Genomic DNA, 21811 nt, shown 5'->3' with positions numbered 1-21811 from the left:
CGTAGCCCCAATCACCAATAAAAAAGCCCCTGTAAAAGGGGCTTTTTTGTGGCCGCAGGTGACCTTACAACTGGGCCGTCTTGACCGAAGAGAACTCCCGGATCACCCGCACCACCTGCTTGGAACCCTCGCTGATGCGGATAATGGCATCGCCCGCCTGGTTGGCCAGGTTCACCCCGTCATTGGCCTGATTCACACAGGCCTCCATACTCTGGATGGCAGAGCGTGTGCCTTCCTGAATCTTGCTGGTCATGCCGGCAATTTCCGTGGTCGATTCACCCGTGCGTTCCGCCAGTTTGCGCACTTCGTCGGCCACCACCGCAAATCCCCGGCCTTGTTCGCCGGCACGGGCGGCCTCAATGGCCGCGTTCAGTGCCAACAAGTTGGTCTGATCGGCAATTTCCTTGATGGTGTTCACAATGCTGCTGATCTGGCTGGATTTGGAGCCCAGATCTTCAATCAGCCGGGATGCCGATTGCACATTGCTGGCGATGTCGTGCATCTCTTGCGCGGCGTTCTGGATCACCTGCTTGCCCTGTTCCGAGACGGCGTCGGTTTCTTCCGAGATCTCATAGGCGTGGCGGGCGTTCTGCGCATCGGCTTCTTGTTGCTCCATGCGCAGGGTGATGTCATTGGCAAACTTCACCACCTTGTACGGCTTATGATCGCTATCAAAGATCGGGTTATAGGTGGCTTCCAGCCAGAGCTCGGCGCCTTGCTTGTTCATGCGCTTGAACTGGCCGGACATGAACTGGCCGCGATTGAGCGCGCGCCAGAAGTCGGTATATTCCTGGCTGTTGCGGTAATCAGGCTGGCAGAACATGCGGTGGTGCTGGCCCTTGATTTCATCCAGCCGGTAACCCGTGGCCTTAAGGAAGTTTTCGTTGGCGCTAATCACCGTGCCGTCCATGTTGAACTCGATCACCGCCATGGAGCGGTCGATGGCGCTAAGCATGTTTTCCTGCGCCAGATCGTGTTCAATTTGCTGGGTAATGTCCTGGGCAAACTTGATGACTTTGAAGACCTTGTGATGATCATCAAAGACGGGGTTGTAGGTGGCTTCCAGCCAGATGCGATGGCCGTCTTTGGCGATGCGTTTGTAGTGGCCGCTAAAGTATTCGCCCCCGGCCAGGCGCCGCCAGAAATCGGCGTATTCCGGGCTGGCGGTGTAAGTGCTGTCGCACAGAATGCGGTGATGCTTGCCCTGTAATTCGCTACGGGTGTAGCCGGTGACTTTGAGGAAATTGTCGTTGGCGTTGATGATCGTGCCATCAGGCTGAAATTCAATGACCGCCATGGAGCGATCCAGTGCGTGCAAAAAAGCCTCTTGCTGCTTGAGCTGATGGGCCTGCTCAGTAAGCTGTTCTTTCATGTGCTGATTAAACATGCGATCTCCTCGGGGGCGCGACAATCAAGACGGCCAGACAGGCGCGCACTCCAGGAGACTAATAAGGTATTGGCTCGGCAAATTTGCGGTTTGCCGTGTCCGGTTGTGCGGGCCTGATAGTTACTATATGCGACAGCAAGGCAATGACAATCTGATATCCATATCAGGGTGTCAGAACGGTTCCAAATGTCGCAGATCGGTCAACGCGGCCGGGAAAAAGCGGGTTGTTGCGTGTAGATGCCGACAGTAACCACGCTCGCAAACCCGTCAGGCCAGCGCCTGGGTGCGGACCCGGCTGGCGCACCACAGCGCAAGGATGGCCAGAAGCAGGGTCAGAGCGGCCTCTTGCCAGACCAGCGCATCGGCACTGATGGTTTTCATGGCGACGCCTGCGCCCAGGGGCCCGACAATGGACGCGCCGGTGTAGGTCACGGTAATCCAGCGCATGACCCGCGCAATCTGGCCGGCGGGCCGCGTGGCTGCGGCATAGACGGCCAGGGTGAGAAACGCGGCACTGACCCCGCCCAGTAAAAAGACACCTACGCCCAGGGCGAGCGCATTACCCGGCAACAACAGGGCACAGGCCAGCAAGGCGGTTAGTGCAGCAGCCAGGACCGCGCCGGCCAGGCCCGCCCGATCCGCCAGCCAGCCGACCGGAATCTGCCACAGCATGGCGCCCACGCCCAACACCGCCAGCAGGCTGGCGGTTTGCGTGGCGGTCAGATGACGCGCGGCGGCAAACTGCGGGAACAAACCGTAGAGCGCGCCGGCACATAAGCCGCCCACCAATGCGGTGGCCAACCCCAATTGCACCACGGGTAAGCGCAACTGGCCGGGGGCGGCGGTGCTGTGGTCAACATCCAGGTGATCGGGCTGGCGGGCCAGCCACAAAGGCAGAGCAGCAGACAGGCTCATGACAATGCCGGCCACAAAGGGCGCGTTGCCGCTGCTGCCCAATGCCAGTGCCAGGCCAGGTGCAATGATCTCGGCCAGCGAAATCAAGGTTTCGTGGGCGCCGACCACCCGGCCACTCCATGCCGGGGGCACCAGGCCATACAACCAGGACTCGTTGGCGATCCAGCGCATGCCCAGACCCGCGCCAATCAACGCGGCGCTCAGCAGCCACCTGGGCCAGGTGACCCAGGGCATCAGTCCAAAACCAGCCGCACTGACCAGCAACCCGGCCAGTACCGCACGGCGCGGACCAATCCGTGCCGCCAGCCACGGCGTGCCCATCAACCCCGCCAGCATGCCGACCCACTGCATGGACGCAAATACGCCGGCCCGGGCAGGGTCAATGCCGTGATCCGCCAGCCATAACGGCAGCACCATAAAGCCAAAACCGAACTGGCCGATCTGGGCCAGGCTGGACACGCTGGTCAGGGCGATGATGGCGCGCCAGTCGGTGGCGCGGGTTGCGGTATTCATGGGGAGATTTCACGCAAAGGCAAAGGAAGATCGGCCGCACGGTTTTCCACCGGGCAACCCGCAGCCAGACAGGGCCCATCATCGCACAGGCGGCACAAGCGCATGGAATGCGGGCTGTCGCGTGTCTCATGCCAGAGCATTTTGACCAGCAACTGTTCCAGCGTTTGCTGCTCCGTTGCATCCAGCCGTCCTACCACGCGGGAGAGCATGCTGTCGCGGGCGCGCATGATGCGGGCGTGTTCGATCTTGCCGGTCTCGGTCAGGTTGAGCGCTAGCGTGCGCTTGTCGCGGCCTGCATCCTTGCTGACCAGGCCGGCTTGCGCCAGGCCGGCCACGGCGCGTACGGCAGCGGGGTGACAGAGGTCTAGTGCTTCACGCAGGGTTTCAATGGAACAACCAGGCGAGGCATGGACCGCGTTGAGCGCGGCGCGCGTGGTCAGACCATGCAGTGCTGTGGGCGCGGGCAGGTCCTGCATTTCGTCCATGACATGCAGGGCCAGCACCCCCAGCAGGTTCTCGACAGGCAATGCCATGGTGACGCCCTCCCGCGATACATGCAGTCTGATGTATGCATCATGCATATAACGGGTGGGTAGCAAAAGCAAAACCGTTTGCCCCGGGAGACAAACGGCTTGTGGTCAGATCAACGGTTCGAGGTGGTGTAGTGCGCTGTGGCGGCGCCAAAGCGCACGGTGTTTTCTGTGCCGCTGGCCCAGGGTTCCAACCGGTCACCCACCACCTGGTCTATCTTGTCCAGCCGTGCGCGTGGGCTGGGATGGGTACTGAACATCATTTGCAGATTGGAGTCCTGCGGGTTCAGGGCATCCAGTGTTTGCAACACGGCCGGCAGGGCGTACGGGTTGTAGCCGGCGCGGGCGCACAGCACCATGCCATTGATATCGGCTTCAAATTCGTCGCTCTTGTCCAGCCCACGCACATAGACCTCAGAGAAACCGGATGCCAGATTGGCGCCGATCTGCTGTGCCTGCTGGTTGCCCTTGTAGGCCACCACGCCTTGCAGCGCGCTGGAGAGCGCATCTTTGCCAGACGCGGACTGAATGGCGCGCAGATGGTGATGGCGCAGCACGTGCGTGGATTCATGCCCCAGCACGCACGCCAGTTCCGCCTCGCTATGCAACTGGGCCAGCAGGCCCTTGGTAATGAACACAACGCCGCCGGGCATGGCAAAACTGTTGATGGTGTTGGTATCGATCACCCCAAAGCGCCAGTTGATCCCGGTGACGCCACTCTGGCTGGCAACCCACACGCCCACGTCGTTGACATAGCGCTGCAGATTGGGATCGTTGACCAGCGGTGCCGCGCCCAACATGTTGGAGGCCAGACCGTTGCCGATTTCTTGTTCTTCTTGCGGACCAATATTGCGATTGGCATCGGCAAAATTCTTGACCGTGCTGCCAATGGCGTTGACGAGGTCCGGGTTGTTGCCAAGCTGGTTCAGAATGTCATTGAGGTTGGCCGCCTGGGCCGGCATCACACACGTCGCGCTCAGCGCGAGAGCAAGCAAAGTGTGGCGCATTATGGGTTGCTCCCTGGCGTGGCGGTGCTGGTGGGGCTGATATCCGGCACGCCGCTTTTACGGCTCAGATTGGCCGAGCGGGCGCTTTGTGCGGCCTGGCTGGAACTGGTGGCATAACCGTTGAGTTTGTTCAGTTGCTGCGGGTCCGGGTGGGTAGAGGTGACCTCGCCACTGGTCAGACCCTTCACGCCCGTAGTGACCGTGGTCCCGGATGATCCGGTGGTGATCACCTTGCCCAGTGTGCCTAGCGTGCCGCCCACCGAACCACTGCTGGTGCCGGTAGAGGTACGCACATTCAAGAGCTTGACCCAGCCGCTCTGGCCATTGGCAGACTTGACCTGCAACCAGGCCCCCTGCCGGCTGGTGATGGTGACATTGCTGCCGCTGGCCACGCTGCCGGTGGTGGTGGCATCCAGAAACGGTTTTTGTTTGAGGTCGGAGGTGCGGATCAAGACACCGCTTTCCGCCAATGCGTGACCGGCCAGTGCCAGGCCCAGCCATAAAGCCAGGGCAGATAATCGGCAACGTTGAAACAAGTGCGGTTGTGTTTTCATTATTTTTCCCTGGGGGAATACAACTGTACGGGCTGATCGCGGCCTTTCACCTGATGCGAACCGTGATCAACAAAATCAAACTCGCCGTGGGTGCCACAAGCCGCCCGGGTGGCCTCAGACACCAATACCCGCGCAATGCCTTTGGTTTGTCCTTCGATACGACTGGCCAGGTTCACCGTGTCGCCAATCACGGTGTAATCGAGCCGCGAGGGCGCGCCAATGAACCCCACCACAGCCGGGCCGGTATGAATACCGATGCCCACATCAAACGGCACATCCAGGTCGGTCAGGGACTGGCGAAACGCTTCCAGCTCTTTGGCCATCTCCAGCGCAGCGGCCACGGCGTGGCGGGCGTGGTCCGGATCGTCGGCAGGCGCGCCCCAGAAGGCCATGATGCAATCGCCAATGAATTTATCCAGCGTACCGCCATGCTTGAAGACCACTTCGACCTGGCGGGTGAAGTACTGGTTCAGCAGCGTCACAATGTATTCGGGCGGGCGGCTTTCTGAAAGTGTGGTGAAGCCCCGGATATCGGAAAACAGCACGGTAATGTTGCGGGTCTGTGGCTGCATGCTGGCGCTGGTGTCGCCGCTATCGACCAGCGCACTGGCCACACGCGGGTCCAGAAAGCGGCCGAACATCTGCATGGTGCGCTCACGCCGGCGTTTTTCCGCCAGCCAGGCTTGCAAGGCGCAGAGTACGTAACACAACCAGGCAAACACCAAAGGTGCATAGAGCGGTAACAGCCAGTGCCGGCCTAGCGCTAGCCACCCGGCGACCCCGCTGACCAGCGTCACCACCAGCAAGGCGACACCCAGCCCCAGCGTATTGATGCCACGGCCAAAGCCGGCGACCAGCAGCGTGCATAGCACCAGCGCCCAGATGGCAAAGCCCAGCCGGTGCGGCTGTTGCAGCCAGTCCTGGTGCGCCAGGTTATCAATCGCTGTGGCGAGGATTTCCACACCAGGCCAGGTGCTACCCAGTGGCGTGGGGCGCAGGTCTTGCAAACCCGGCGCGGCGGTCCCCACGATCACGATCTTGCCGGCAAACTCATTGGCCGCGCGCTTGGGGTGTTCGCTGTTGAAATCCAGATAAAGATCGCTGTAACTGACGCGGGCGTGTGGCGTGGTCCAGTTCAGCGTGATGGCGCTGGCGGGGGGCACTGGCCAGTGCTGGTCGGTGGCCAATTGGGCCGGCAATGAAGGAATACGCCAGCCGGCCACGGTTTGCACCAGGCGGTAACGCCGGCCGGTGCCATCGGCATCGGCCAGAAAATTGATCAAGCCGCCGCGCCAGACATCCTGCGGCATGGCCCAGGGGAGCAATAGCGGGACGCTGGCGTTGGGGTCGGCATCGGGTGCGCGTTGCAGGCCCAGTGAGGGTGGCAGGTTGCGCAGCAACGGCCCGGTGCCGTCGACCAGTTGCACACTGGGCAGATACAGCAAGCTGGCGTGGGCGCGGGCGGTGTCCTGAAACAGTTTGTCGCTGTCAGCCCGGAAGGTATCGGGCTCGTTGAACATCAGGTCAAAGATGATGGCTTTGGGCTGCTGCCGGGCAATGGCATCCAGCATTTCTGCATGAATGGCACGCGGCCACGGCCAACTGCCGGCTTCATCCGCCAGTGCGGTCAGGCTTTTCTGGTCAATGTCGACCAGCACGATATCGGGTGACGGTGTGCGTGTGGTGGCGTGCCGGGCCAACAACCGGTCATTGACGGCGTGGTCCACCGCGCGTGACAGATGCAGCGCACCGTAATCTGCGGCAATCAACAGCAGCATGACCAGCAAGACGGGCCAGAAGCCCAAGCGTTGTTGCCACATATGCGCACAGTGGATTGTGATATTGCGCAGATTTATATCACGACCCACCGCCAGACCCAATCAGGCGCGCCGCAAAGTACCGGATTGTGCTGCGGGAGTATTGCTCCGCAAATGCCCGCGGACCTCGCTTGGGGCAAAGCCGAAGCGTTTGCGAAAGCGGATGGCAAAGCGGGATTGCGACTCATAACCGGCATCCAGTGCAATCTGCGACACCGGCTGATCCGTGCTTTGCAACAGGATCAGCGCCAGCGACATGCGCACGTCGACCAGCAAGTCTGACAAAGACACCCCTTCGGCCGCCAGTTTGCGGCGCAAGGTGGCTTCACTCATCGCCAATTGTGCCGCCAGTTCCGGCCCGCGCCATTCATGTGCCGGAGCGGATTTGATCAAAGTGCGTACGCGCTGGGTCAGGGTGGCCGGGGCCTCTGGCTTGAAGCGTGCGCCCTGGGCTGCCAGGCACAGCAGCACTTCCAGCATGCGATGCGCGGCGATTTCATCCGGAATGGTGGCGTCGGCCAGCGCGCCACGGGCGTGCTCAAAAGCCTGCATCAGCGCTGGCTTGAGCATGGGCAAGAGCAGCGCATCTTCTACGCTGCCTGCCGCTTGTACGCCGCTACTGTACCGGGCAATCAGCGGTGCTTCCCAGGTGAGCCACAGCGACTCATAGACACCATCGTGTGGTCGGCGATTGGTCACATCAAAGGTCTGGCCCGGGGCAATGGCGATGGCTTGCCCCGCTTCCACCAGGCATTCCTGCTCGCCCCAGCGCATGAGTTTGCTGCCGGCCAGCACAATGATCAAAAACGCCTGGTCCAGTGGCACGCGTGCCATCTCCAACCCGCCGAATTGCAAGATGCGGGCGCTGGCGCCGATGCCGGGACGGGTGACGATGGTGCGTTCCATGCGGGCCTCAAAACTCCATCAGGATAAACATAAACACCGCCCCGGTTGGGGCGGTGGGGTTAGCGACCATAACGAGCGGTAAAGGTGGCCTGGCCCAGAGTCTGGAAATGGGCGACAAAGCCGGCTACCGCAGGCGTCACACCTGGTTCAATGGGCAGTTTATCCACATTGAGCGCGGTCACGGTAATCACGTAACGGTGGGTCTCGCCGGTAGGTGGGCAGGGCCCCAGATAACCGGGCTTGCCAGTGTCATTGCTCAGTTGCAGCACGCCGGCAGGCAACAGGCTGGCATTGCCACCGGCACCACGGGGCAGATTGTTGGCGCTGGCCGGTACGTTGGCCAGCACCCAGTGCCAGAAGCCCGAGCCCGTGGGTGCATCCGGGTCGTACATGGTGACCAGAAAGCTTTTGGTTCCGGCCGGGGCATTGTGCCAGGTGACTTGTGGCGAAGTGTTCCCGCCCTGGCAACCGAAACTGCCGGCAATCTGGCTGTTGTTGAAGCTGCCCGATTGCAGGTCCGGGCTGGTCACTTCAAATTGCTCAGCGGCGCTGGCGCTGAAGATGGTGCTGGCGATGAAGCAGGCGGCAATGCGGGCTTTCATGGTCGGGCTCCTTGAGAAGGTGGCGGGAAGGTGTAGCCAGTATCTGGCGGGAGGCTTGGGTGTGCAGTGCCGGGGTGGTCAGGTTTGGTGCTGATTCGATCAGATTGATGTTTGATGGGGTGCGCGGGTTTGTGGCCTTTGCTGGCCAGGGGCTCTTTGTGGCCCGGATGGAGGCTGGCAGGGTGGGAATCCGGGGAGCCATATATGCAAGCATGGTTTGACGGCATTGCCATTTACTCGTCATTCCCGACCTCGGCGGCCCCCTTGGCGGGAATCCAGTCTGGCCATAGGTGGTGGCCTTCGCAAGGCTGGCTGTAGGGTGGATTCGGAGCGAAGCGACAATCCACCGTTGCAATGGATGCGTGTTAGCGCCTTGCGGCGCAGGTGTTGAAAGCATTTGATACCGGCGGTGGCCGGAGCACCCTACTTTCTTTGCGTCGCCAAAGAAAGTAGGCAAAGAAAGGCGACCCCAGCCTGGCGGCCCTCCGGGCTGCCCTCAGTCGGTCGGGAGCCTGAGGTCTCCCTCCACTCCTTCGGCGCTGGGCTTTGATGGGGGAAGAAAATCAACATCAACACCAACGGCAACACCAACGGCAACACCAACACCAACACCAACACCAAAGGCACCGCCCACTGCCGCCCCAAAACAAAAAACCCGTTCACACGGAACGGGTTTTTCAGGTCACACAGCGCAAGGACCGGGGTTTTACTCTTCGTCCATCACCGCAGTGGTGTACACGTCTTGCACGTCGTCCAGGCTTTCCAGCGCATCAATCAGCTTTTGCATCTTGATGGCGTCGTCGCCCAGCAATTCAGTTTCGCCTTGCGGCTTCATGCTGACTTCGCCCATTTCGGCCTTGAAACCGGCTGCTTCGAGCGTATCGCGGATGCCGACAAACTCGTATGGCGGGGTGATCACTTCAATCGAACCGTCATCGTTGGTCACCACGTCTTCTGCGCCAGCTTCCAGTGCGGCTTCCATCAGTGCGTCTTCGTTGGTGCCGGGCGCAAAGATCAGATAACCGCAGTGCTTGAACTGGAACGCCACGCAACCGTCAGTGCCCATATTGCCGCCGTACTTGGAAAAAGCATGACGCACATCTGCAACAGTACGGGTCTTGTTGTCGGTCAGACAGTCCACCATGACGGCTGCACCGCCAATGCCGTAACCCTCGTAGCGGGTTTCAACATAGTCCACGCCTTCCAGCGTGCCAGTGCCGCGTTCAATGGCGCGCTGGATGTTGTCTTTGGGCATGTTCGCCGCCAGACCCTTATCCACCGCCAGACGCAGGCGCGGGTTCATGGCAAGATCGCCTCCGCCCATTTTGGCGGCAACCGTGATTTCCTTGATCAGTCGCGTGAAGACCTGGCCGCGCTTGGCGTCCTGACGGCCTTTACGGTGTTGAATGTTCGCCCATTTGCTATGGCCGGCCATGATGCGGATTCCTGAATTCGGTAAAAGAAAATAGCCGGGGATTTTAGCACAGCGCCCGTAAACAGGAGAGTCGCCAGGTGTTATAGCCAGTGTGACAAACGGCCAAACCCCCAGGCGATCAGTGCCGCGAGTATCACCAGCGCCGCCGCCCGACGGCGGCCAGCCCGTGCTACGGCCAGTGCGCTCCAGCCCACGCACAGCACCAGGGTGGCGATCAGTGGCAGATAAGCCGCAGCCAGCGCCACCGGCAACATGACCGCCAGCCAGGTGCGCACCGCGTTAAGGATGTACTCGCGCCGGCCAGGGGGCGGCGCGGCCAGTTCCGGCAGCAAGCTGCCCAGCATGGGCAGGGCGCTTAAGGGTTCGGTATGCAGGCTATTGATCAATTGGCCCGCCTGGCGTGGCGCAATGCCGGTGGCGACCAGCATGGCTTGCAGGCCCACCACATCTTCCGGGCCAGCGGAATCAGGTAGCTCTTCGTCGCTATCGATATTCGCGACGGCGGGGGCTGGTGTCTTGCGCACAATGTTGAACGCCAGCCAGACCGGCCCCAGAAACACGCCCAGCCACAAGGTGAAGGCCACCGTGGCGGGCAGGCGGCCAAAGCCGGCCAGCAACATGGGAATAACGGCCGTAAACAGCGCCGCATCTTGCATGACCTGACGTGTGCGTCGTTGCAACAGTTGCATCTGCGGCGCATATAAACCGGTGCCTTGCAGCCCGCTTTTCAGAAGGGCAGACCAGCAGAGCAAGGGGCCGAAGCGCTGTATCAGCCGGCACACCAGGCGGGTGGTGCGGGAGGCGGGCTGGGCCGGGTAGAGCGCGGCGATTTCCAGCCAGTACCACTGGCGCGCGGTGCCGGACTCCAGATCGGACAGCGTCAGTGCCACATGGCGCGGGTCTGCACGCAAATCAGTGCAGCCAGTAGTCGATCAGCAGACCGGCAAAGATCACGGCACCGATGCGGTTGTTGGCCAGAAAAGCCTGGAAGCAGGGTTGGCGTTCTCGCCCGCGAATGCGCGGGTACTGGTCGAACACCATCAACAAGAAGGCCGCTGCCAGGCCAATGGCATAAGGCACACCGCGTCCGGCCAGATAGCCGCCCAGCGCCATCAAGCCCAGAAAGACAAAGTGACACAGCATGATGGCGGCCACGTCAAACCGGCCAAAGGTAATGGCAGAGGTGCGAATGCCGATTTTCAGATCGTCCGGCCGGTCAGTCATGGCATAGGCGGTGTCATAGGCCACGCTCCAGAACACGTTGGCCAGCAGCAACAGCCACGCCAGTGCAGGCAAGGTGCCAGTCAGGGCGGCAAAGGCCATGGGAATACCAAAACCGAAAGCAATGCCCAGATAGGCCTGCGGGATCGCCAGAAAGCGCTTGGTAAACGGGTAGCTGGCGGCCACAAATACGGCGGGGATGGACATCCATTTGGTCAGCGCGTTGAGCGGCAGTATCAGCGCAAACGCAATCAGCGCCAGGATAGTGGCCAGCCACAGGGCTTCTTTGGTACTCACCATGCCTGCCGCCATCGGGCGATTTTTGGTGCGTTCCACATGGCCGTCAAAGTCGCGGTCGGCGTAGTCGTTGATCACACAGCCGGCTGAACGCATCAGAAATGTGCCTAGCACAAAAATCACCACCACCAGGGCATCCGGGTGTCCTGCGCCGGCAAACCACAGCCCCCACAGCGTGGGCCACAACAGCAGCAATGTGCCGATAGGTTTATCCATGCGGGTCAGGCGAAGGTACAGCGACAGGCGTGACGGTTTGGCGGTGGTATTCATGGTGACTGGTGGGCAGGTTGGTGCAAGCGCGCAGTGTGCCGCAAAGCACCCGGCGCTGGAAAGTCGTACAGAACTTCCCTGACCGCTCACGTGCGTGTAATCCGGTGGCGCGATGGCACGTTAATGACAAAGCTGCCCGCCGGAATCTGCTGGCGATGCGGCACACATAATCCAGAATATTCCGCGTTTGCGGAGTCAACCAACAGGGAATCCGTTCATCGTGAACAAGCTTTTCAACTGGGTTGCCATTGCCGGCACCTGCGCCTTGCTGGCCGCCTGCAATGCGGGTGACTCTTCCTCTTCCGGCCAGCCCGCACCGAGCGGTTTCAAGGTACTGCCTGCCGATGGCGCGGCCATTGTGCTGTGGGATCAACAGTTGGGTGTGAACTACTGGTTGTTTGGCGGGCAGACCTCCGCGCTCACGGTGGCGAATGTCTTGTCGCAACCCGAGAGCAAGCTGATCAATGGCGTGACTTCGCCTTATGTTGTGACCAGCCTGACCAACGGCAGCGTGTATTCCTTCTTGATGAATGCCAACACCGGCAGTAGCAAGGCCGGCCCGGCCACGGCAGCGATCTCTGTCGTGCCAGTGGCATCCGGGTACACCTGGACCAATGGCTCGGCCATGTCGGCCGCCAATATTTATGGTCAGACCTTCAATGCGGGGACGTATCTGGCCGTCGGGGCGGGTGGTTCAGCGCTGACAAGTACGGATGGCACGACCTGGGTGCCGCAAAGCACGACAACGACGCAGGATTTGTATGCAGCAACATACACAACCGCGCTGGCCGACGTTTACGTTGCCGTGGGGGCCAACGGCACTATTGTGACCAGCCCGGATGGCGTCACCTGGACATTGCAGCCTACCAGCGGGGTCAGTACCGCCAACTTGCGGGCCATCGCCCAAAACGGCTCCTATTACGTTGCTGTTGGGGACAATGGCACGGTGATGACGTCGACCAATGCCTATGACTGGACCCTGCAAACTCCGCCGACCACCAAAAATATCTACGGGATCACCTGGGACGCCACCAATTTGACCTTCTACGCAGTGGGTCAGGGCGGCCTGTTGATGTCCAGTACCGACGGCTGGCAGTGGACCACGCTGACCAACAGCAATACGGCGGATCTGTACAGTATCGCCACCGGCAACAGCGTGTATGTCGCGGTGGGCGCCAATGGCACCATCCTGCAAAGTACGGATGCTGCAACCTGGACACCGCAGACCTCCTCGACGACCGAGAACCTGTATTCGGTGACCTATGGCTCACAATTTGTGGCCGTCGGTGGCGCGGGTGTGGCGCTGAATGGCACCACCACCGGCAATAGCTGGACAGCCAGCAATGCGCAGACCTCCTCCGATCTGCGTTCGCTGAGCTTCGACTATTACCGTTTGCTGGCGCTGGGTACGGGCGGCACCAATACCTTGTCGTACTGATACGCCGCAGCACCAGACAAAACCCCGGCCAGTTGCCGGGGTTTTTTTCATGCCACTGCCGGGTTTAGCGGGTGTTTACTGCACCAAACGGCACGTCAAACGCGGGGGGCAGGAAGACCTCGGTGACCAGCAGCAGGTCTGACCCGCTGGCAAACAGCGAGCGCCGTGCCCACAAGCCGCGCGGCAACGGGCCTACCGCCGCGCGGGCCTGTTGCCATAAAGGATGACGTTGATCGACCCGCCGCCAAGCCAGGGGACTGCGGCGGATGGTTGGATCGGCAAACAACATGGACCCCAGCGAGCGATTGCCAATGCCGCGCAAGCGCCGGAAACCACGGCGGGTCGCGGCGCGGGTGGCGACGCTGTGCGCATACACCAGCGGCGTTTCGCCACTCATCAACAGCACATCACGCGTGATGGCCTTTTGCTGCCGCTGTACATGAAGTGTGCGCAGTTCATCACGATGCACGGTGCGTGCGTTCTGGCGCAGTACACGAACCGAAAAGCACGGGAAGTGTGCAACAAGACGGGCTGTGAGTGAGCCGCGTTCGGTGAGCCACGGTTTGAGTTTGCGCGGCGCGATGCACAGAGGGTGATGCCAACGGGACTGGTGAGGCATTGGGTTCGGGGTAACGTTCCGGTGCGCCATTATATGCACTGTTCGGCTAACTGACCGGATCAACTGCACCGATACAATCAGCACCTTCCCGTTTTATCATCGGGTAGATGGATAACACTGTTTCTGATTCTGCGAACCCCGGGACCGTGCCCGCTGCCGGTTTCTGGCAAGGCGCGCGCGATACCTTGCCCATGCTGGTGGGGGCCGCGCCATTTGGCGTGATCTTTGGCACGCTGGCCTCAACGGCGGGCCTGCAACCCTGGGCCACGATGCTGATGTCGATTCTGGTCTACGGCGGCTCCAGCCAGTTTGTCGGAGTTACCTTGCTGGCGGCCGGCGCATCTATTCCGGTGATCGTTGCCACGACACTGATCGTGAATCTGCGGCATGCCTTGTACAGCGCGACGCTGATGCCGCACGTGCAGCGCATCGCCAAACCCATGCGCGCCTTTATGGCCTGGTTTCTGACCGATGAAACCTTTGCCATCGTCTACCACAAGATCGATAGTGGCGAACCGGTGCGGGTTGCCAGCTATTACATGGGCTCGGCCAGCGCCATGTATGGCAACTGGTTGTTCTGGACCGCCGTGGGCATTGCCATTGGCCACAGTGTGCCGGGCATTGCCGGCTGGGGGCTGGAGTTCGCCATGGTGGCCACCTTTGTCGGCATCGTGGTGCCCTTGTTGAAGAGCCGCTCGCAAGTAGCCGCCGCACTCAGTGCCGGCGCGGTGGCGATGCTCGCCAACGGGCTGCCCTACAAACTGGGTTTGATGGCGGCGGCATTCACAGGGATTGCAGTGGGCATGGCGGTGGCCAGCGTGGAGGGCAAACGCGCATGATCTCGACCCTTTTGTTGATTGTCGGTATGGCCGCGGTCACGTACCCGGTGCGGGTGGGTTTGTGGTTGGGCAAAGGGCATATCCCCCACCGGCTCAAGCAGGCGCTGGCCTATGTGCCCACCGCCGTGCTGACGGCGATTGTGGTGCCTACGGTGCTGATCCAGCACGATCACCTGGCGCTGGACTGGCGCAATGCGCAATTGATCGGTGCATTGGTCACGGGCCTGATTGTCTGGCGCACCCGGCATTTGCTGTGGGGCATTGGCGGCGGGTTGGTGGTGTTTGGATTATGGCAATGGCTGTTTTGACGGGAAACGCATGACAACTGCTTCTGATGAACTGTTTGCCGCACTAGAAGCGGACCTGGCTGAACGCCGCGCTGCACATCTGTACCGGCGACGGCCGGTGGTGAGTACGCCGCAAGGGCCGACGGTGACGGTCGATGGCGTCACGCTCAGCAATTTTTGCAGCAACGATTATCTGGGCCTTGCTGCCCATCCGCGCATTGTGGCGGCAGCGCAGGCCGGCGCAGAGCGCTGGGGTGTGGGTAGCGGCGCATCGCATCTGGTGTGCGGCCATCAAGCCGCGCACGAAGCATGCGAACGCAAGCTGGCGGCCTTTGTGGGCAAGCCAGCGGCGCTGACTCTGGCGACGGGTTATCTGGCTAACCTGGCGGTCATTACCGCGCTGGTCGGGCGGGAAGACGCCGTGTTTGCCGATAAACTCAACCACGCCTCGCTCAACGATGCCTGCCTGCTGTCGCGCGCGACCTTCAAACGCTATGCACACAATGATCTGGCCATGCTGGAGCGCCAGTTGGCCGATACGCCGGCCCGCCGCAAACTGATCGCTGTCGATGCCGTGTTCAGTATGGATGGCGATACCGCGCCACTGGCTGCGCTGCTGGCGCTGGCAGAGCGCCACGACGCATGGCTGTTCATCGACGATGCCCACGGCTTTGGTGTGCTGGGTGACGGGCGCGGCAGTCTGGCTGAACTCGGGCTGGCATCGCCCCGCATCATTTACATGGCCACCCTGGGCAAAGCGGCCGGGGTAGCAGGGGCCTTCGTCGCAGCAGAAGAGATAGTGATCGACTATCTGATCAATATGGCGCGTCCGTATATCTACACCACTGCGGCACCCGCGCTGATCGCCGACGCCGTCAGTGCCAGCGTGGATGTCATTGCTCAAGAAGCCTGGCGGCGGGAACGCTTGCAAACCCACATCGCAACCCTGCGTGAGGGCCTCGCGGCGGGAGGATGCATGCTGATGCCGTCATCCACTGCAATTCAGCCGCTACAAATGCCCTCCAGTGAAGCGGCCCTGGCGCTCTCGGCCGCCTTGCGGGAACGCGGGCACTGGGTGGCCGCTATTCGCCCACCCACGGTGCCGACCCCGCGTTTGCGCCTGACATTGTCCGCCGCGCATGATGCGGCGCAGGTTCAGCAATTGGTTGAAGACGTGCTGGCGCTGCTTCCCAATGTATTACGGAGTCTGTCTTGAGCGTTTATTTCGATACCCTGGGCCAGGGCGAGACCGTCGTGTTTCTGCATGGCTGGGCCATGAACCGCATGGTGTTCAAGCGTGTCGCCGGACAACTGGCAGATGAATATAGCTGTGCGCTGGTCGATCTGCCTGGCTGCGGCAGCAGCGCCACGCTCAGCCCTTATACGCTCGACGCCCTTGTCGCCGCCGTGGATCAAACTTTTCCGTTTCCGGTCCACGTGGTGGGCTGGTCATTGGGCGGCGCGGTTGCCACACGTTGGGCGCTGACGCAGCCGGAGAAAATCCGCTCGCTCACCCTGGTGGCGTCGTCGCCCAGTTTTGCCCAGCGCGACGACTGGCCGCAAGCCACCCCGCTGGCGGTGCTGCAGCAGTTCACCGACAACCTGGCGGGGGACTGGAAAGGCACACTCAAGCGATTTATCTCTTTGCAGACCATGGGTGGTGGCGAGGCGCGGGCGATTGCGCGGGAGTTGGTCGATGATCTGTTCAACAATGGCGAACCAGATCCCTCCGCTTTGCAACGCGGCCTGGATATTCTGCGCGAGACCGATCTGCGGCCTGAGGTCGGCGCGCTCGATCTGCCCGTCATGCTGCATTATGGTGATCGTGATGCCATGACCCCGCTGGCAGCAGGGGAGTGGCTGGCCCAACACATCAAGGGCGCGCAGCTTCATGCTTATCGGGGCGCGGCGCATGTGCCGTTCCTGTCGCATCTGGATGAGTTTGTCGCGGCCCAGCGCGCATTTTTGCGCTCGGTCTGATGCATGGATGATGCATACCCAATCAAAAAACCCGGCCAGTGCCGGGTTTTTTGTCAGCGGCTACCAGTACGCCCTTAGTGGGTGAACTGGCTGAACACCCAGTACAAGGTGCCAGACAACAGCATGGCGGCGGGCAAGGTCAGCACCCAGGCCATCACCAGGTTACGCACCGTGGACATCTGCAGCCCCGATTTGTTGGCCGCCATGGTGCCGGCAATCCCGGATGACAACACATGCGTGGTGGACACCGGCAGACCGTAGGCATCGGCTGCGCCAATGGTCGCCATGGCCACCAGTTCGGCACTGGCGCCCTGGGCATAGGTCAGATGGGTTTTGCCGATCTTCTCACCCACCGTGACCACAATGCGTTTCCAGCCCACCAGCGTGCCCAGACCCAGCGCAATGGCCACCGCAATCTTCACCCAGTTGGGAATGAATTTGGTCGCGCCATCCAGTGACTTGCGATAGTTACCCAGTACGGCCTTATCGGTGTCGTTCAGGCCGCTATGCTCATCCTTGAGCAAAATACGCAGCGCTTCAGAATTCAGGTACATGTCATTGCGCACGTTCTGGATCACGGCATGCGGCACTTGCTGCAGGTTGTCGTAGTGACCAATTTGCTCGGACACCGTATCCGACAGGGTCGTGACGGCGGCCATGGTTTGCGGCTGCAACTGGTGCGATTGCACGTATTTTTCCACCTCAGCGCGAAAATCTGCCGGCGCATTGCCGGTGGCGTAACGGGCCAGCGTGTGGGAGGCCTGCTGTGACACGGCCTGGAACGTCAGCACATCTTTTTCCGGCATGGCGCGGTTGAGCGCGTAGGTGGTCGGCAGAATCCCGATCAGGATCAACATGATCAGACCCATGCCTTTCTGGCCATCGTTGGAGCCATGCGCAAAGCTCACGCCAGTGCAGGTCAGCACCAGCAAACCACGAATCCACCACGGCGGTGCCTTGCCCGGCTTGGGCTCTTTGTACAGTGCCGGCACTTTGACCAGCGCTTTGAGTACCACCAGCAGCAAAGCGGCACAGATAAAGCCGATGATGGGAGAGAGCAGCAGCGACTTGCCGACATTGAGCGCCTGACCCCAATCGACACCGCTGGTGTGGGTGTTACCGGCGGCCATCAACTGGTTGGCAATGCCCACGCCAATGATAGAGCCAATCAGGGTGTGCGAGCTGGAGGCGGGTAAACCCAGCGCCCAGGTGCCAAGGTTCCAGATAATGGACGCCAGCAACAGTGCAAACACCATGGCAAAGCCGGCGTTGCTGCCGACATGCAAAATCAATTCGACCGGCAACAGCGAAATGATGCCGAAGGCGACCGCGCCGCTCGACAGCAACACCCCCAGGAAATTGAAGAAGCCAGACCAGACCACGGCAAAGGTGGCGGGCAGCGTGTTGGTGTAGATCACGGTCGCAACGGCGTTGGCGGTATCGTGAAAGCCGTTGACGAACTCAAAGCCCAGCGCAATCAGCATGGCCAGACCCAGCAAGCCATAAGGCAACCAACTGCTTTGCGGTGTGGACGCGGTGTCGATATCGTTAACAAGACTGAATGTCGTAAATGCCAGACCGGCCACCAACAGGACCAGAAACAGCAAGGCGGCAAAGGGACCGTTCTTCTTTTCGAGTTGCAGACGGCTGTTGCTGGCTGACAAGGCAGAGTCAGCGGTCGTGGCGTCAGACATGACGAATCTCCGGGTTGAAGGGGTTGTGTAACCCCCTGAACCTACTCACGATTTGTTGCAGATTCGTGATGACGTCAGCCAGACTGACCGTTGGTGAAGTAAATCAGAAACCCCTGTTAAAGCTTGATGGTGGAGTGCCATGAACAGGGCGAAAAAAAACGGCCTTAAAGGCCGTTTTCCATGCGGGGTGCGCGTTCCATCAAGGTGCTGATGACCTCGCTGACTTTCGCGTTTTCAAACAGCACGCGACAGACCCCCTCGGTAATAGGCATATCCACACCCAGCGCCTGGGCCTGCTTGAGGACTTCCCGCGCTGCGGGCACGCCTTCGGCGACATGACCCAGATTGGCCAGTACATCATCCAGATTCAGACCTTGGGCCAGCAACAAACCAACACGGCGATTACGGGAGAGATCACCCGTCGCCGTCAGCAACAAATCGCCAATGCCGGCCAGACCCATAAAGGTTTCCTGGTGTGCACCCACCGCCGCACCAAAACGCGCCATTTCCACCAGCCCGCGTGTGAGCAGCGCAGCACGGGCGTTCAGGCCCAGATTCAAGCCATCGCAAATACCGGCGGCAATCGCCAGTACGTTTTTCACGGCCGCGCCAATCTCCACGCCGATCAGATCGTCGCTGGCATACAGCCGTAACACGCTGGTGTTGAGCGCATTGACGGTTTCACGGGCAAATTGGGGATTGTTTGACGCAATGGTGACGGCGGCGGGCTGACCCCGTGCCACTTCTTGCGCAAAGCTGGGGCCAGAGAGCATGCCGCGCGGTACGTCGGCGGCCATTTCTTCGTCAGCCACCTGATGCGGAAACTTCATCGTGCCCGCTTCCAGACCTTTGCATGCCCACAACAACGGTGCACGCTGATCCAGCGCCCGCAATGCCTTCAGTGTTGGGCGCAAGCCAGACAGCGGCGTAACCACCAGCACCAGATCGGCACCGGCGACAGCTTGGGCAAAATCGGCTTCAACACTCAGATTGGCGGGAAACACCACATCCGGCAGATAGCGTGGATTACTGCGTGACGCTGCCATGCTTGCCGCTTGATCGGCATCACGCGACCACAGCACCACCTGATGCAGTTCCGCAAAACGGATTGCCAGCGCGGTGCCCCATGCCCCTGCGCCCAGTACAGCTAACTTCATGCGCCCCAAACCTCCTCGATCCTGACATAACCCACCACGCCATCACGGTGTTTCACTTTGAGCCACCCGGCGTGGTTGTTGTCGATCAGTTCCAGCAGCACGTCCTTGTCGGCGTGCAGCAGAACCGGGGAATCCAGATCAGCACGCTGACGCACATCCAGCGGCTTCACAACTTGAACAAAATGGCGGGTGGAGAGATCGGCCTTGTGCACCCATGCCAGCGTGCCATCACGATCACGCACGCGTACCCAGGTGTCGGTTTCCGACAGCGCTTCAAGGGGGGTATCGCGGCTGACCACGTAAAGCTTTTTGCTGGAATCTTGCGGCGCCTGATACAGCACGACGCCATGGCGGGAGACCGAACGGATGTCGAGGGCGTGGGCCGCACTGCTAGCCAGCAAGGCCAGCAGCGCGGTCATCCAGAACGCCTTAGTGGGTAGTCTGTTCTGCATCGTTTTGTGCTGCAGCGGCCTGGGCGCGCTGTTGCAGATAGATGGCTTCGAAATTGATTGGCTGCAGCAGGAATGGCATGTAACCGGCACGCGTGGTCAGGTCCGATACGGCCTCACGCAGGTACGGGAACAGAATGCTCGGGCAACCAATACCCAGCAGCGGATCCATTTCTTCTGCCGGAATATTCTCGATGGTGAACAGGCCGCCCTGGGTCACTTCAACCAGGAACAGGGTACGGTCGCCCACTTTGGCCTGCACGGTGGCAGTCAGCGAGGCTTCGTAAAACCCGTTGTCAAAGCTGGTCGCCGAATTGCGGAACTGTACGGCGAACTCCGGCTGTTCCTGCTCCATAAAGCTTTGCGGGCTGTTGGGCGATTCCAGCGACACATCTTTTACATACACTTTCTGGACAGCGAAGACCGGTTGCTTCGCTTCTTGATTCTGTTCGCTCATCGCGATTCCTTCCTTGGTATTGCGCTTGGGTCGCGCGACTCATTCATATCATCGTTGAAACAATGCGCTCTGTGCGCACTGGCTTGCGAGCGCACCCGCGGGCGAAATCATCGCACGAAACGCCACAACATGCATCGGGTGAAATGCCGGTTGACCGCTTGCCGTTGATTTCACCCCACACGCTCCCCCAAGAACCGCAGACGCGTACCGCCGAACCGCTCAGGTGAGCGATATCACCGCCTGCCCGCCGAACGGTAACACCGGGTCAACCCGCAGGAAGCTGCCCCGTTGATTGCTGCGCGTCGCCGGTAAAAGCGCACTGGCGCACAGGGGCAATACAACAAAATCAAAGTATCAGGAGTAGCAACATGAAGTTGTCGGGCAAAAACACATTCGCACCGTCTGGCGTGATCACGCTGACCGTCGCTGCAGCCTGTATCGTGGGCGCGTTCTCAGGCTGCGCCACCCGTGAAAAAGTGGTCGTCAGAGAAACCGTCGTTGCACAACCGGTGGTCCGCAAGATGCCGGCTCCCATTCATGAAGACCGTGGCACGGCGCCTGGGTCGGATTGGGGCTGGGTGGCCGGTCACTGGAAATGGGAAGGCAACGACTGGTTCTGGGTTCATGGTCGCTGGGTAGAACAAGCCGTACCGCCGATGCCTGTTGTGATCGTCGAACAAATTCCGGTCGCCCCATCACCCCGCCATTACTGGGTACCGGGCCACTGGGTATGGCAGTACAACGGTCATGGCGGCTGGGTCTGGATCAAGGGCGCCTGGCGCGTCTGAGTCCGATCGTTCCGCCCCTGGATCCGTCCCTATATATATACAGGGATATAGGGGGCGGTAACCGGCCAAAACAAAACCCCGCTGATGCGGGGTTTTGTTTTCCGGGGAGCGAACAGCGTCAGGCGCTTTCGCCTGCCAGCAATGGCACAAGACCGCCGGCCCGATCCAGCGCCGACAGATCATCAAACCCGCCAACATGGGTTTCGCCAATAAATATCTGCGGCACAGTGCGTCGTCCGGTGCGACTCATCATTTCTTCCCGGCGACCGGCTTCCAGGTCTACACGGACCTTTTCAATCTCGGTCACACCACGCTGGCTCAACAACCGTTCCGCCATCATGCAATATGGGCACACCCCGGTGCTGTACATCAGGACTTTGGGCATCGCTTCAGTATCTCTATATATAAGTGCGCAAAAAAACGCCGAAAACACACCGGCTACAGCATCAATTATGAGGGTGGAATGGCCAGCTACAAGGGGTAGAGCGGGGTACGCAAGAATATTCCAGCTCAAAAACGCTTACGGATCAGATATTTGACCGAAATGGGTCAAGAATATTGCAGGAAGGTGTTGACGGGTCCGGGGATGGTCCGTATAGTTCGGTTTCTCCGCTGCAGACACAACAGCGAAACGGCGAAAACGAAAGAG

The 21811-nt window shown here is 60.5% G+C and carries 23 protein-coding genes; 6 read left to right on the top strand and 17 right to left on the bottom strand.

All coding sequences use genetic code 11. The annotated features are described in order from the left end of the window. Positions 1-64: 64 nt before the first annotated feature. The 11 genes from HNQ50_RS18140 to ubiA all read right to left on the bottom strand — a co-directional run bounded on the left by HNQ50_RS18140 (position 65) and on the right by ubiA (position 11454). A complete protein-coding gene (locus HNQ50_RS18140; RefSeq protein WP_184102632.1) occupies positions 65-1387 on the bottom strand; it encodes a methyl-accepting chemotaxis protein in 1323 nt (440 codons plus the stop codon). Between the two features lie 267 nt (positions 1388-1654). Continuing rightward, positions 1655-2815, bottom strand: a complete 1161-nt coding sequence (locus tag HNQ50_RS18135; RefSeq protein ID WP_184102631.1) for an MFS transporter — start codon at positions 2813-2815, stop codon at positions 1655-1657. After that, complete coding sequence (locus HNQ50_RS18130) at positions 2812-3348, bottom strand: MarR family winged helix-turn-helix transcriptional regulator (RefSeq protein WP_184102630.1); 537 nt, start codon at positions 3346-3348, stop codon at positions 2812-2814. The genes HNQ50_RS18135 and HNQ50_RS18130 overlap by 4 nt, the downstream gene beginning before the upstream one ends. A gap of 110 nt (positions 3349-3458) precedes the next feature. Next, positions 3459-4352, bottom strand: a complete 894-nt coding sequence (locus HNQ50_RS18125) for a M48 family metalloprotease (RefSeq protein ID WP_184102629.1) — start codon at positions 4350-4352, stop codon at positions 3459-3461. After that, positions 4352-4906: an SH3 domain-containing protein gene (locus HNQ50_RS18120; RefSeq protein ID WP_184102628.1), complete on the bottom strand. Its 555-nt coding sequence runs from the start codon at positions 4904-4906 to the stop codon at positions 4352-4354. The genes HNQ50_RS18125 and HNQ50_RS18120 overlap by 1 nt, the downstream gene beginning before the upstream one ends. Next, the gene (locus HNQ50_RS18115) at positions 4906-6726 is read right to left on the bottom strand and encodes a CHASE2 domain-containing protein (protein ID WP_184102627.1); all 1821 of its coding nucleotides are present in this window, start codon (positions 6724-6726) and stop codon (positions 4906-4908) included. The genes HNQ50_RS18120 and HNQ50_RS18115 overlap by 1 nt, the downstream gene beginning before the upstream one ends. Positions 6727-6786: 60 nt before the next feature. Beyond that, positions 6787-7629, bottom strand: a complete 843-nt coding sequence (locus tag HNQ50_RS18110; protein WP_184102626.1) for a helix-turn-helix transcriptional regulator — start codon at positions 7627-7629, stop codon at positions 6787-6789. A 59-nt stretch (positions 7630-7688) separates the two neighbouring features. Beyond that, positions 7689-8231 carry a YbhB/YbcL family Raf kinase inhibitor-like protein gene (locus HNQ50_RS18105; RefSeq protein WP_184102625.1) on the bottom strand — a complete coding sequence of 181 codons (543 nt, stop codon included), beginning with the start codon at positions 8229-8231 and terminating at the stop codon, positions 7689-7691. A 706-nt stretch (positions 8232-8937) separates the two neighbouring features. After that, positions 8938-9666 carry a YebC/PmpR family DNA-binding transcriptional regulator gene (locus tag HNQ50_RS18100; protein ID WP_184102624.1) on the bottom strand — a complete coding sequence of 243 codons (729 nt, stop codon included), beginning with the start codon at positions 9664-9666 and terminating at the stop codon, positions 8938-8940. 80 nt (positions 9667-9746) lie between these two features. Beyond that, complete coding sequence (locus HNQ50_RS18095) at positions 9747-10577, bottom strand: hypothetical protein (RefSeq protein WP_184102623.1); 831 nt, start codon at positions 10575-10577, stop codon at positions 9747-9749. Between the two features lies 1 nt (position 10578). Continuing rightward, on the bottom strand, positions 10579-11454 hold the full coding sequence (gene ubiA / locus HNQ50_RS18090) for a 4-hydroxybenzoate octaprenyltransferase (protein WP_184102622.1): 876 nt from the start codon (positions 11452-11454) through the stop codon (positions 10579-10581). Between the two features lie 220 nt (positions 11455-11674). Here ubiA and HNQ50_RS18085 point away from each other — a divergent pair, with 220 nt between their 5' ends. After that, entirely contained in the window at positions 11675-12892 is a 1218-nt protein-coding gene (locus HNQ50_RS18085) for a WD40/YVTN/BNR-like repeat-containing protein (protein WP_184102621.1), read from the top strand. Positions 12893-12956: 64 nt separating this feature from the next. On the opposite strand, the gene HNQ50_RS18080 is transcribed toward HNQ50_RS18085, so the two are convergent. Then, positions 12957-13511 (bottom strand): chorismate--pyruvate lyase family protein, encoded by a 555-nt coding sequence (locus tag HNQ50_RS18080; protein ID WP_184102620.1) that lies wholly within the window; start codon positions 13509-13511, stop codon positions 12957-12959. 107 nt (positions 13512-13618) lie between these two features. On the opposite strand from HNQ50_RS18080, the gene HNQ50_RS18075 reads away from it, so the two are divergent. Genes HNQ50_RS18075 through bioH form a run of 4 tightly spaced genes read left to right on the top strand, consistent with a single transcriptional unit; the run spans position 13619 to position 16617 of the window. Next, positions 13619-14350 (top strand): AzlC family ABC transporter permease, encoded by a 732-nt coding sequence (locus HNQ50_RS18075; protein ID WP_246428786.1) that lies wholly within the window; start codon positions 13619-13621, stop codon positions 14348-14350. Beyond that, the gene (locus HNQ50_RS18070) at positions 14347-14658 is read left to right on the top strand and encodes an AzlD domain-containing protein (RefSeq protein ID WP_221303251.1); all 312 of its coding nucleotides are present in this window, start codon (positions 14347-14349) and stop codon (positions 14656-14658) included. The genes HNQ50_RS18075 and HNQ50_RS18070 overlap by 4 nt, the downstream gene beginning before the upstream one ends. Before the next feature lie 10 nt (positions 14659-14668). Next, positions 14669-15853, top strand: a complete 1185-nt coding sequence (bioF, locus tag HNQ50_RS18065; RefSeq protein WP_184102619.1) for an 8-amino-7-oxononanoate synthase — start codon at positions 14669-14671, stop codon at positions 15851-15853. After that, positions 15850-16617 (top strand): pimeloyl-ACP methyl ester esterase BioH, encoded by a 768-nt coding sequence (bioH, locus tag HNQ50_RS18060; protein WP_184102618.1) that lies wholly within the window; start codon positions 15850-15852, stop codon positions 16615-16617. The genes bioF and bioH overlap by 4 nt, the downstream gene beginning before the upstream one ends. 74 nt (positions 16618-16691) lie before the next feature. Here bioH and HNQ50_RS18055 read toward each other — a convergent pair whose 3' ends face one another. From HNQ50_RS18055 to secB, 4 genes are all read right to left on the bottom strand, one after another. Next, positions 16692-18311 carry an inorganic phosphate transporter gene (locus HNQ50_RS18055; RefSeq protein ID WP_184102617.1) on the bottom strand — a complete coding sequence of 540 codons (1620 nt, stop codon included), beginning with the start codon at positions 18309-18311 and terminating at the stop codon, positions 16692-16694. Positions 18312-18475: 164 nt separating this feature from the next. Further along, positions 18476-19468 (bottom strand): NAD(P)H-dependent glycerol-3-phosphate dehydrogenase, encoded by a 993-nt coding sequence (locus HNQ50_RS18050; RefSeq protein WP_184102616.1) that lies wholly within the window; start codon positions 19466-19468, stop codon positions 18476-18478. Next, entirely contained in the window at positions 19465-19887 is a 423-nt protein-coding gene (locus tag HNQ50_RS18045) for an SH3 domain-containing protein (RefSeq protein WP_184102615.1), read from the bottom strand. The genes HNQ50_RS18050 and HNQ50_RS18045 overlap by 4 nt, the downstream gene beginning before the upstream one ends. A 10-nt stretch (positions 19888-19897) precedes the next feature. After that, positions 19898-20374 carry a protein-export chaperone SecB gene (gene secB, locus HNQ50_RS18040; RefSeq protein ID WP_184102614.1) on the bottom strand — a complete coding sequence of 159 codons (477 nt, stop codon included), beginning with the start codon at positions 20372-20374 and terminating at the stop codon, positions 19898-19900. A 368-nt stretch (positions 20375-20742) separates the two neighbouring features. Between secB and HNQ50_RS18035 the strand changes: the two genes are divergently transcribed. Next, positions 20743-21162: a YXWGXW repeat-containing protein gene (locus HNQ50_RS18035; RefSeq protein ID WP_184102613.1), complete on the top strand. Its 420-nt coding sequence runs from the start codon at positions 20743-20745 to the stop codon at positions 21160-21162. A gap of 118 nt (positions 21163-21280) precedes the next feature. Here the strand turns inward: HNQ50_RS18035 and grxC are convergent, their stop codons facing one another. Beyond that, positions 21281-21547 (bottom strand): glutaredoxin 3, encoded by a 267-nt coding sequence (gene grxC, locus HNQ50_RS18030; protein WP_184102612.1) that lies wholly within the window; start codon positions 21545-21547, stop codon positions 21281-21283. Positions 21548-21811: the final 264 nt, after the last annotated feature.

Source organism: Silvimonas terrae (assembly GCF_014202765.1).
GTDB lineage: Bacteria > Pseudomonadota > Gammaproteobacteria > Burkholderiales > Chitinibacteraceae > Silvimonas > Silvimonas terrae.
This window is presented reverse-complemented; position numbering and strand designations above follow the sequence as displayed.

Coding starts and splice junctions, on each gene's coding strand:
- HNQ50_RS18140 (WP_184102632.1), bottom strand. CDS start 1,387: ATGTTTAATCAGCACATGAAAGAACAGCTTACTGAGCAGGCCCATCAG.
- HNQ50_RS18135 (WP_184102631.1), bottom strand. CDS start 2,815: ATGAATACCGCAACCCGCGCCACCGACTGGCGCGCCATCATCGCCCTG.
- HNQ50_RS18130 (WP_184102630.1), bottom strand. CDS start 3,348: ATGGCATTGCCTGTCGAGAACCTGCTGGGGGTGCTGGCCCTGCATGTC.
- HNQ50_RS18125 (WP_184102629.1), bottom strand. CDS start 4,352: ATGCGCCACACTTTGCTTGCTCTCGCGCTGAGCGCGACGTGTGTGATG.
- HNQ50_RS18120 (WP_184102628.1), bottom strand. CDS start 4,906: ATGAAAACACAACCGCACTTGTTTCAACGTTGCCGATTATCTGCCCTG.
- HNQ50_RS18115 (WP_184102627.1), bottom strand. CDS start 6,726: ATGTGGCAACAACGCTTGGGCTTCTGGCCCGTCTTGCTGGTCATGCTG.
- HNQ50_RS18110 (WP_184102626.1), bottom strand. CDS start 7,629: ATGGAACGCACCATCGTCACCCGTCCCGGCATCGGCGCCAGCGCCCGC.
- HNQ50_RS18105 (WP_184102625.1), bottom strand. CDS start 8,231: ATGAAAGCCCGCATTGCCGCCTGCTTCATCGCCAGCACCATCTTCAGC.
- HNQ50_RS18100 (WP_184102624.1), bottom strand. CDS start 9,666: ATGGCCGGCCATAGCAAATGGGCGAACATTCAACACCGTAAAGGCCGT.
- ubiA (WP_184102622.1), bottom strand. CDS start 11,454: ATGAATACCACCGCCAAACCGTCACGCCTGTCGCTGTACCTTCGCCTG.
- HNQ50_RS18080 (WP_184102620.1), bottom strand. CDS start 13,511: ATGCCTCACCAGTCCCGTTGGCATCACCCTCTGTGCATCGCGCCGCGC.
- HNQ50_RS18075 (WP_246428786.1), top strand. CDS start 13,619: ATGGATAACACTGTTTCTGATTCTGCGAACCCCGGGACCGTGCCCGCT.
- HNQ50_RS18070 (WP_221303251.1), top strand. CDS start 14,347: ATGATCTCGACCCTTTTGTTGATTGTCGGTATGGCCGCGGTCACGTAC.
- bioF (WP_184102619.1), top strand. CDS start 14,669: ATGACAACTGCTTCTGATGAACTGTTTGCCGCACTAGAAGCGGACCTG.
- HNQ50_RS18055 (WP_184102617.1), bottom strand. CDS start 18,311: ATGTCTGACGCCACGACCGCTGACTCTGCCTTGTCAGCCAGCAACAGC.
- HNQ50_RS18050 (WP_184102616.1), bottom strand. CDS start 19,468: ATGAAGTTAGCTGTACTGGGCGCAGGGGCATGGGGCACCGCGCTGGCA.
- HNQ50_RS18045 (WP_184102615.1), bottom strand. CDS start 19,887: ATGACCGCGCTGCTGGCCTTGCTGGCTAGCAGTGCGGCCCACGCCCTC.
- secB (WP_184102614.1), bottom strand. CDS start 20,374: ATGAGCGAACAGAATCAAGAAGCGAAGCAACCGGTCTTCGCTGTCCAG.
- HNQ50_RS18035 (WP_184102613.1), top strand. CDS start 20,743: ATGAAGTTGTCGGGCAAAAACACATTCGCACCGTCTGGCGTGATCACG.
- grxC (WP_184102612.1), bottom strand. CDS start 21,547: ATGCCCAAAGTCCTGATGTACAGCACCGGGGTGTGCCCATATTGCATG.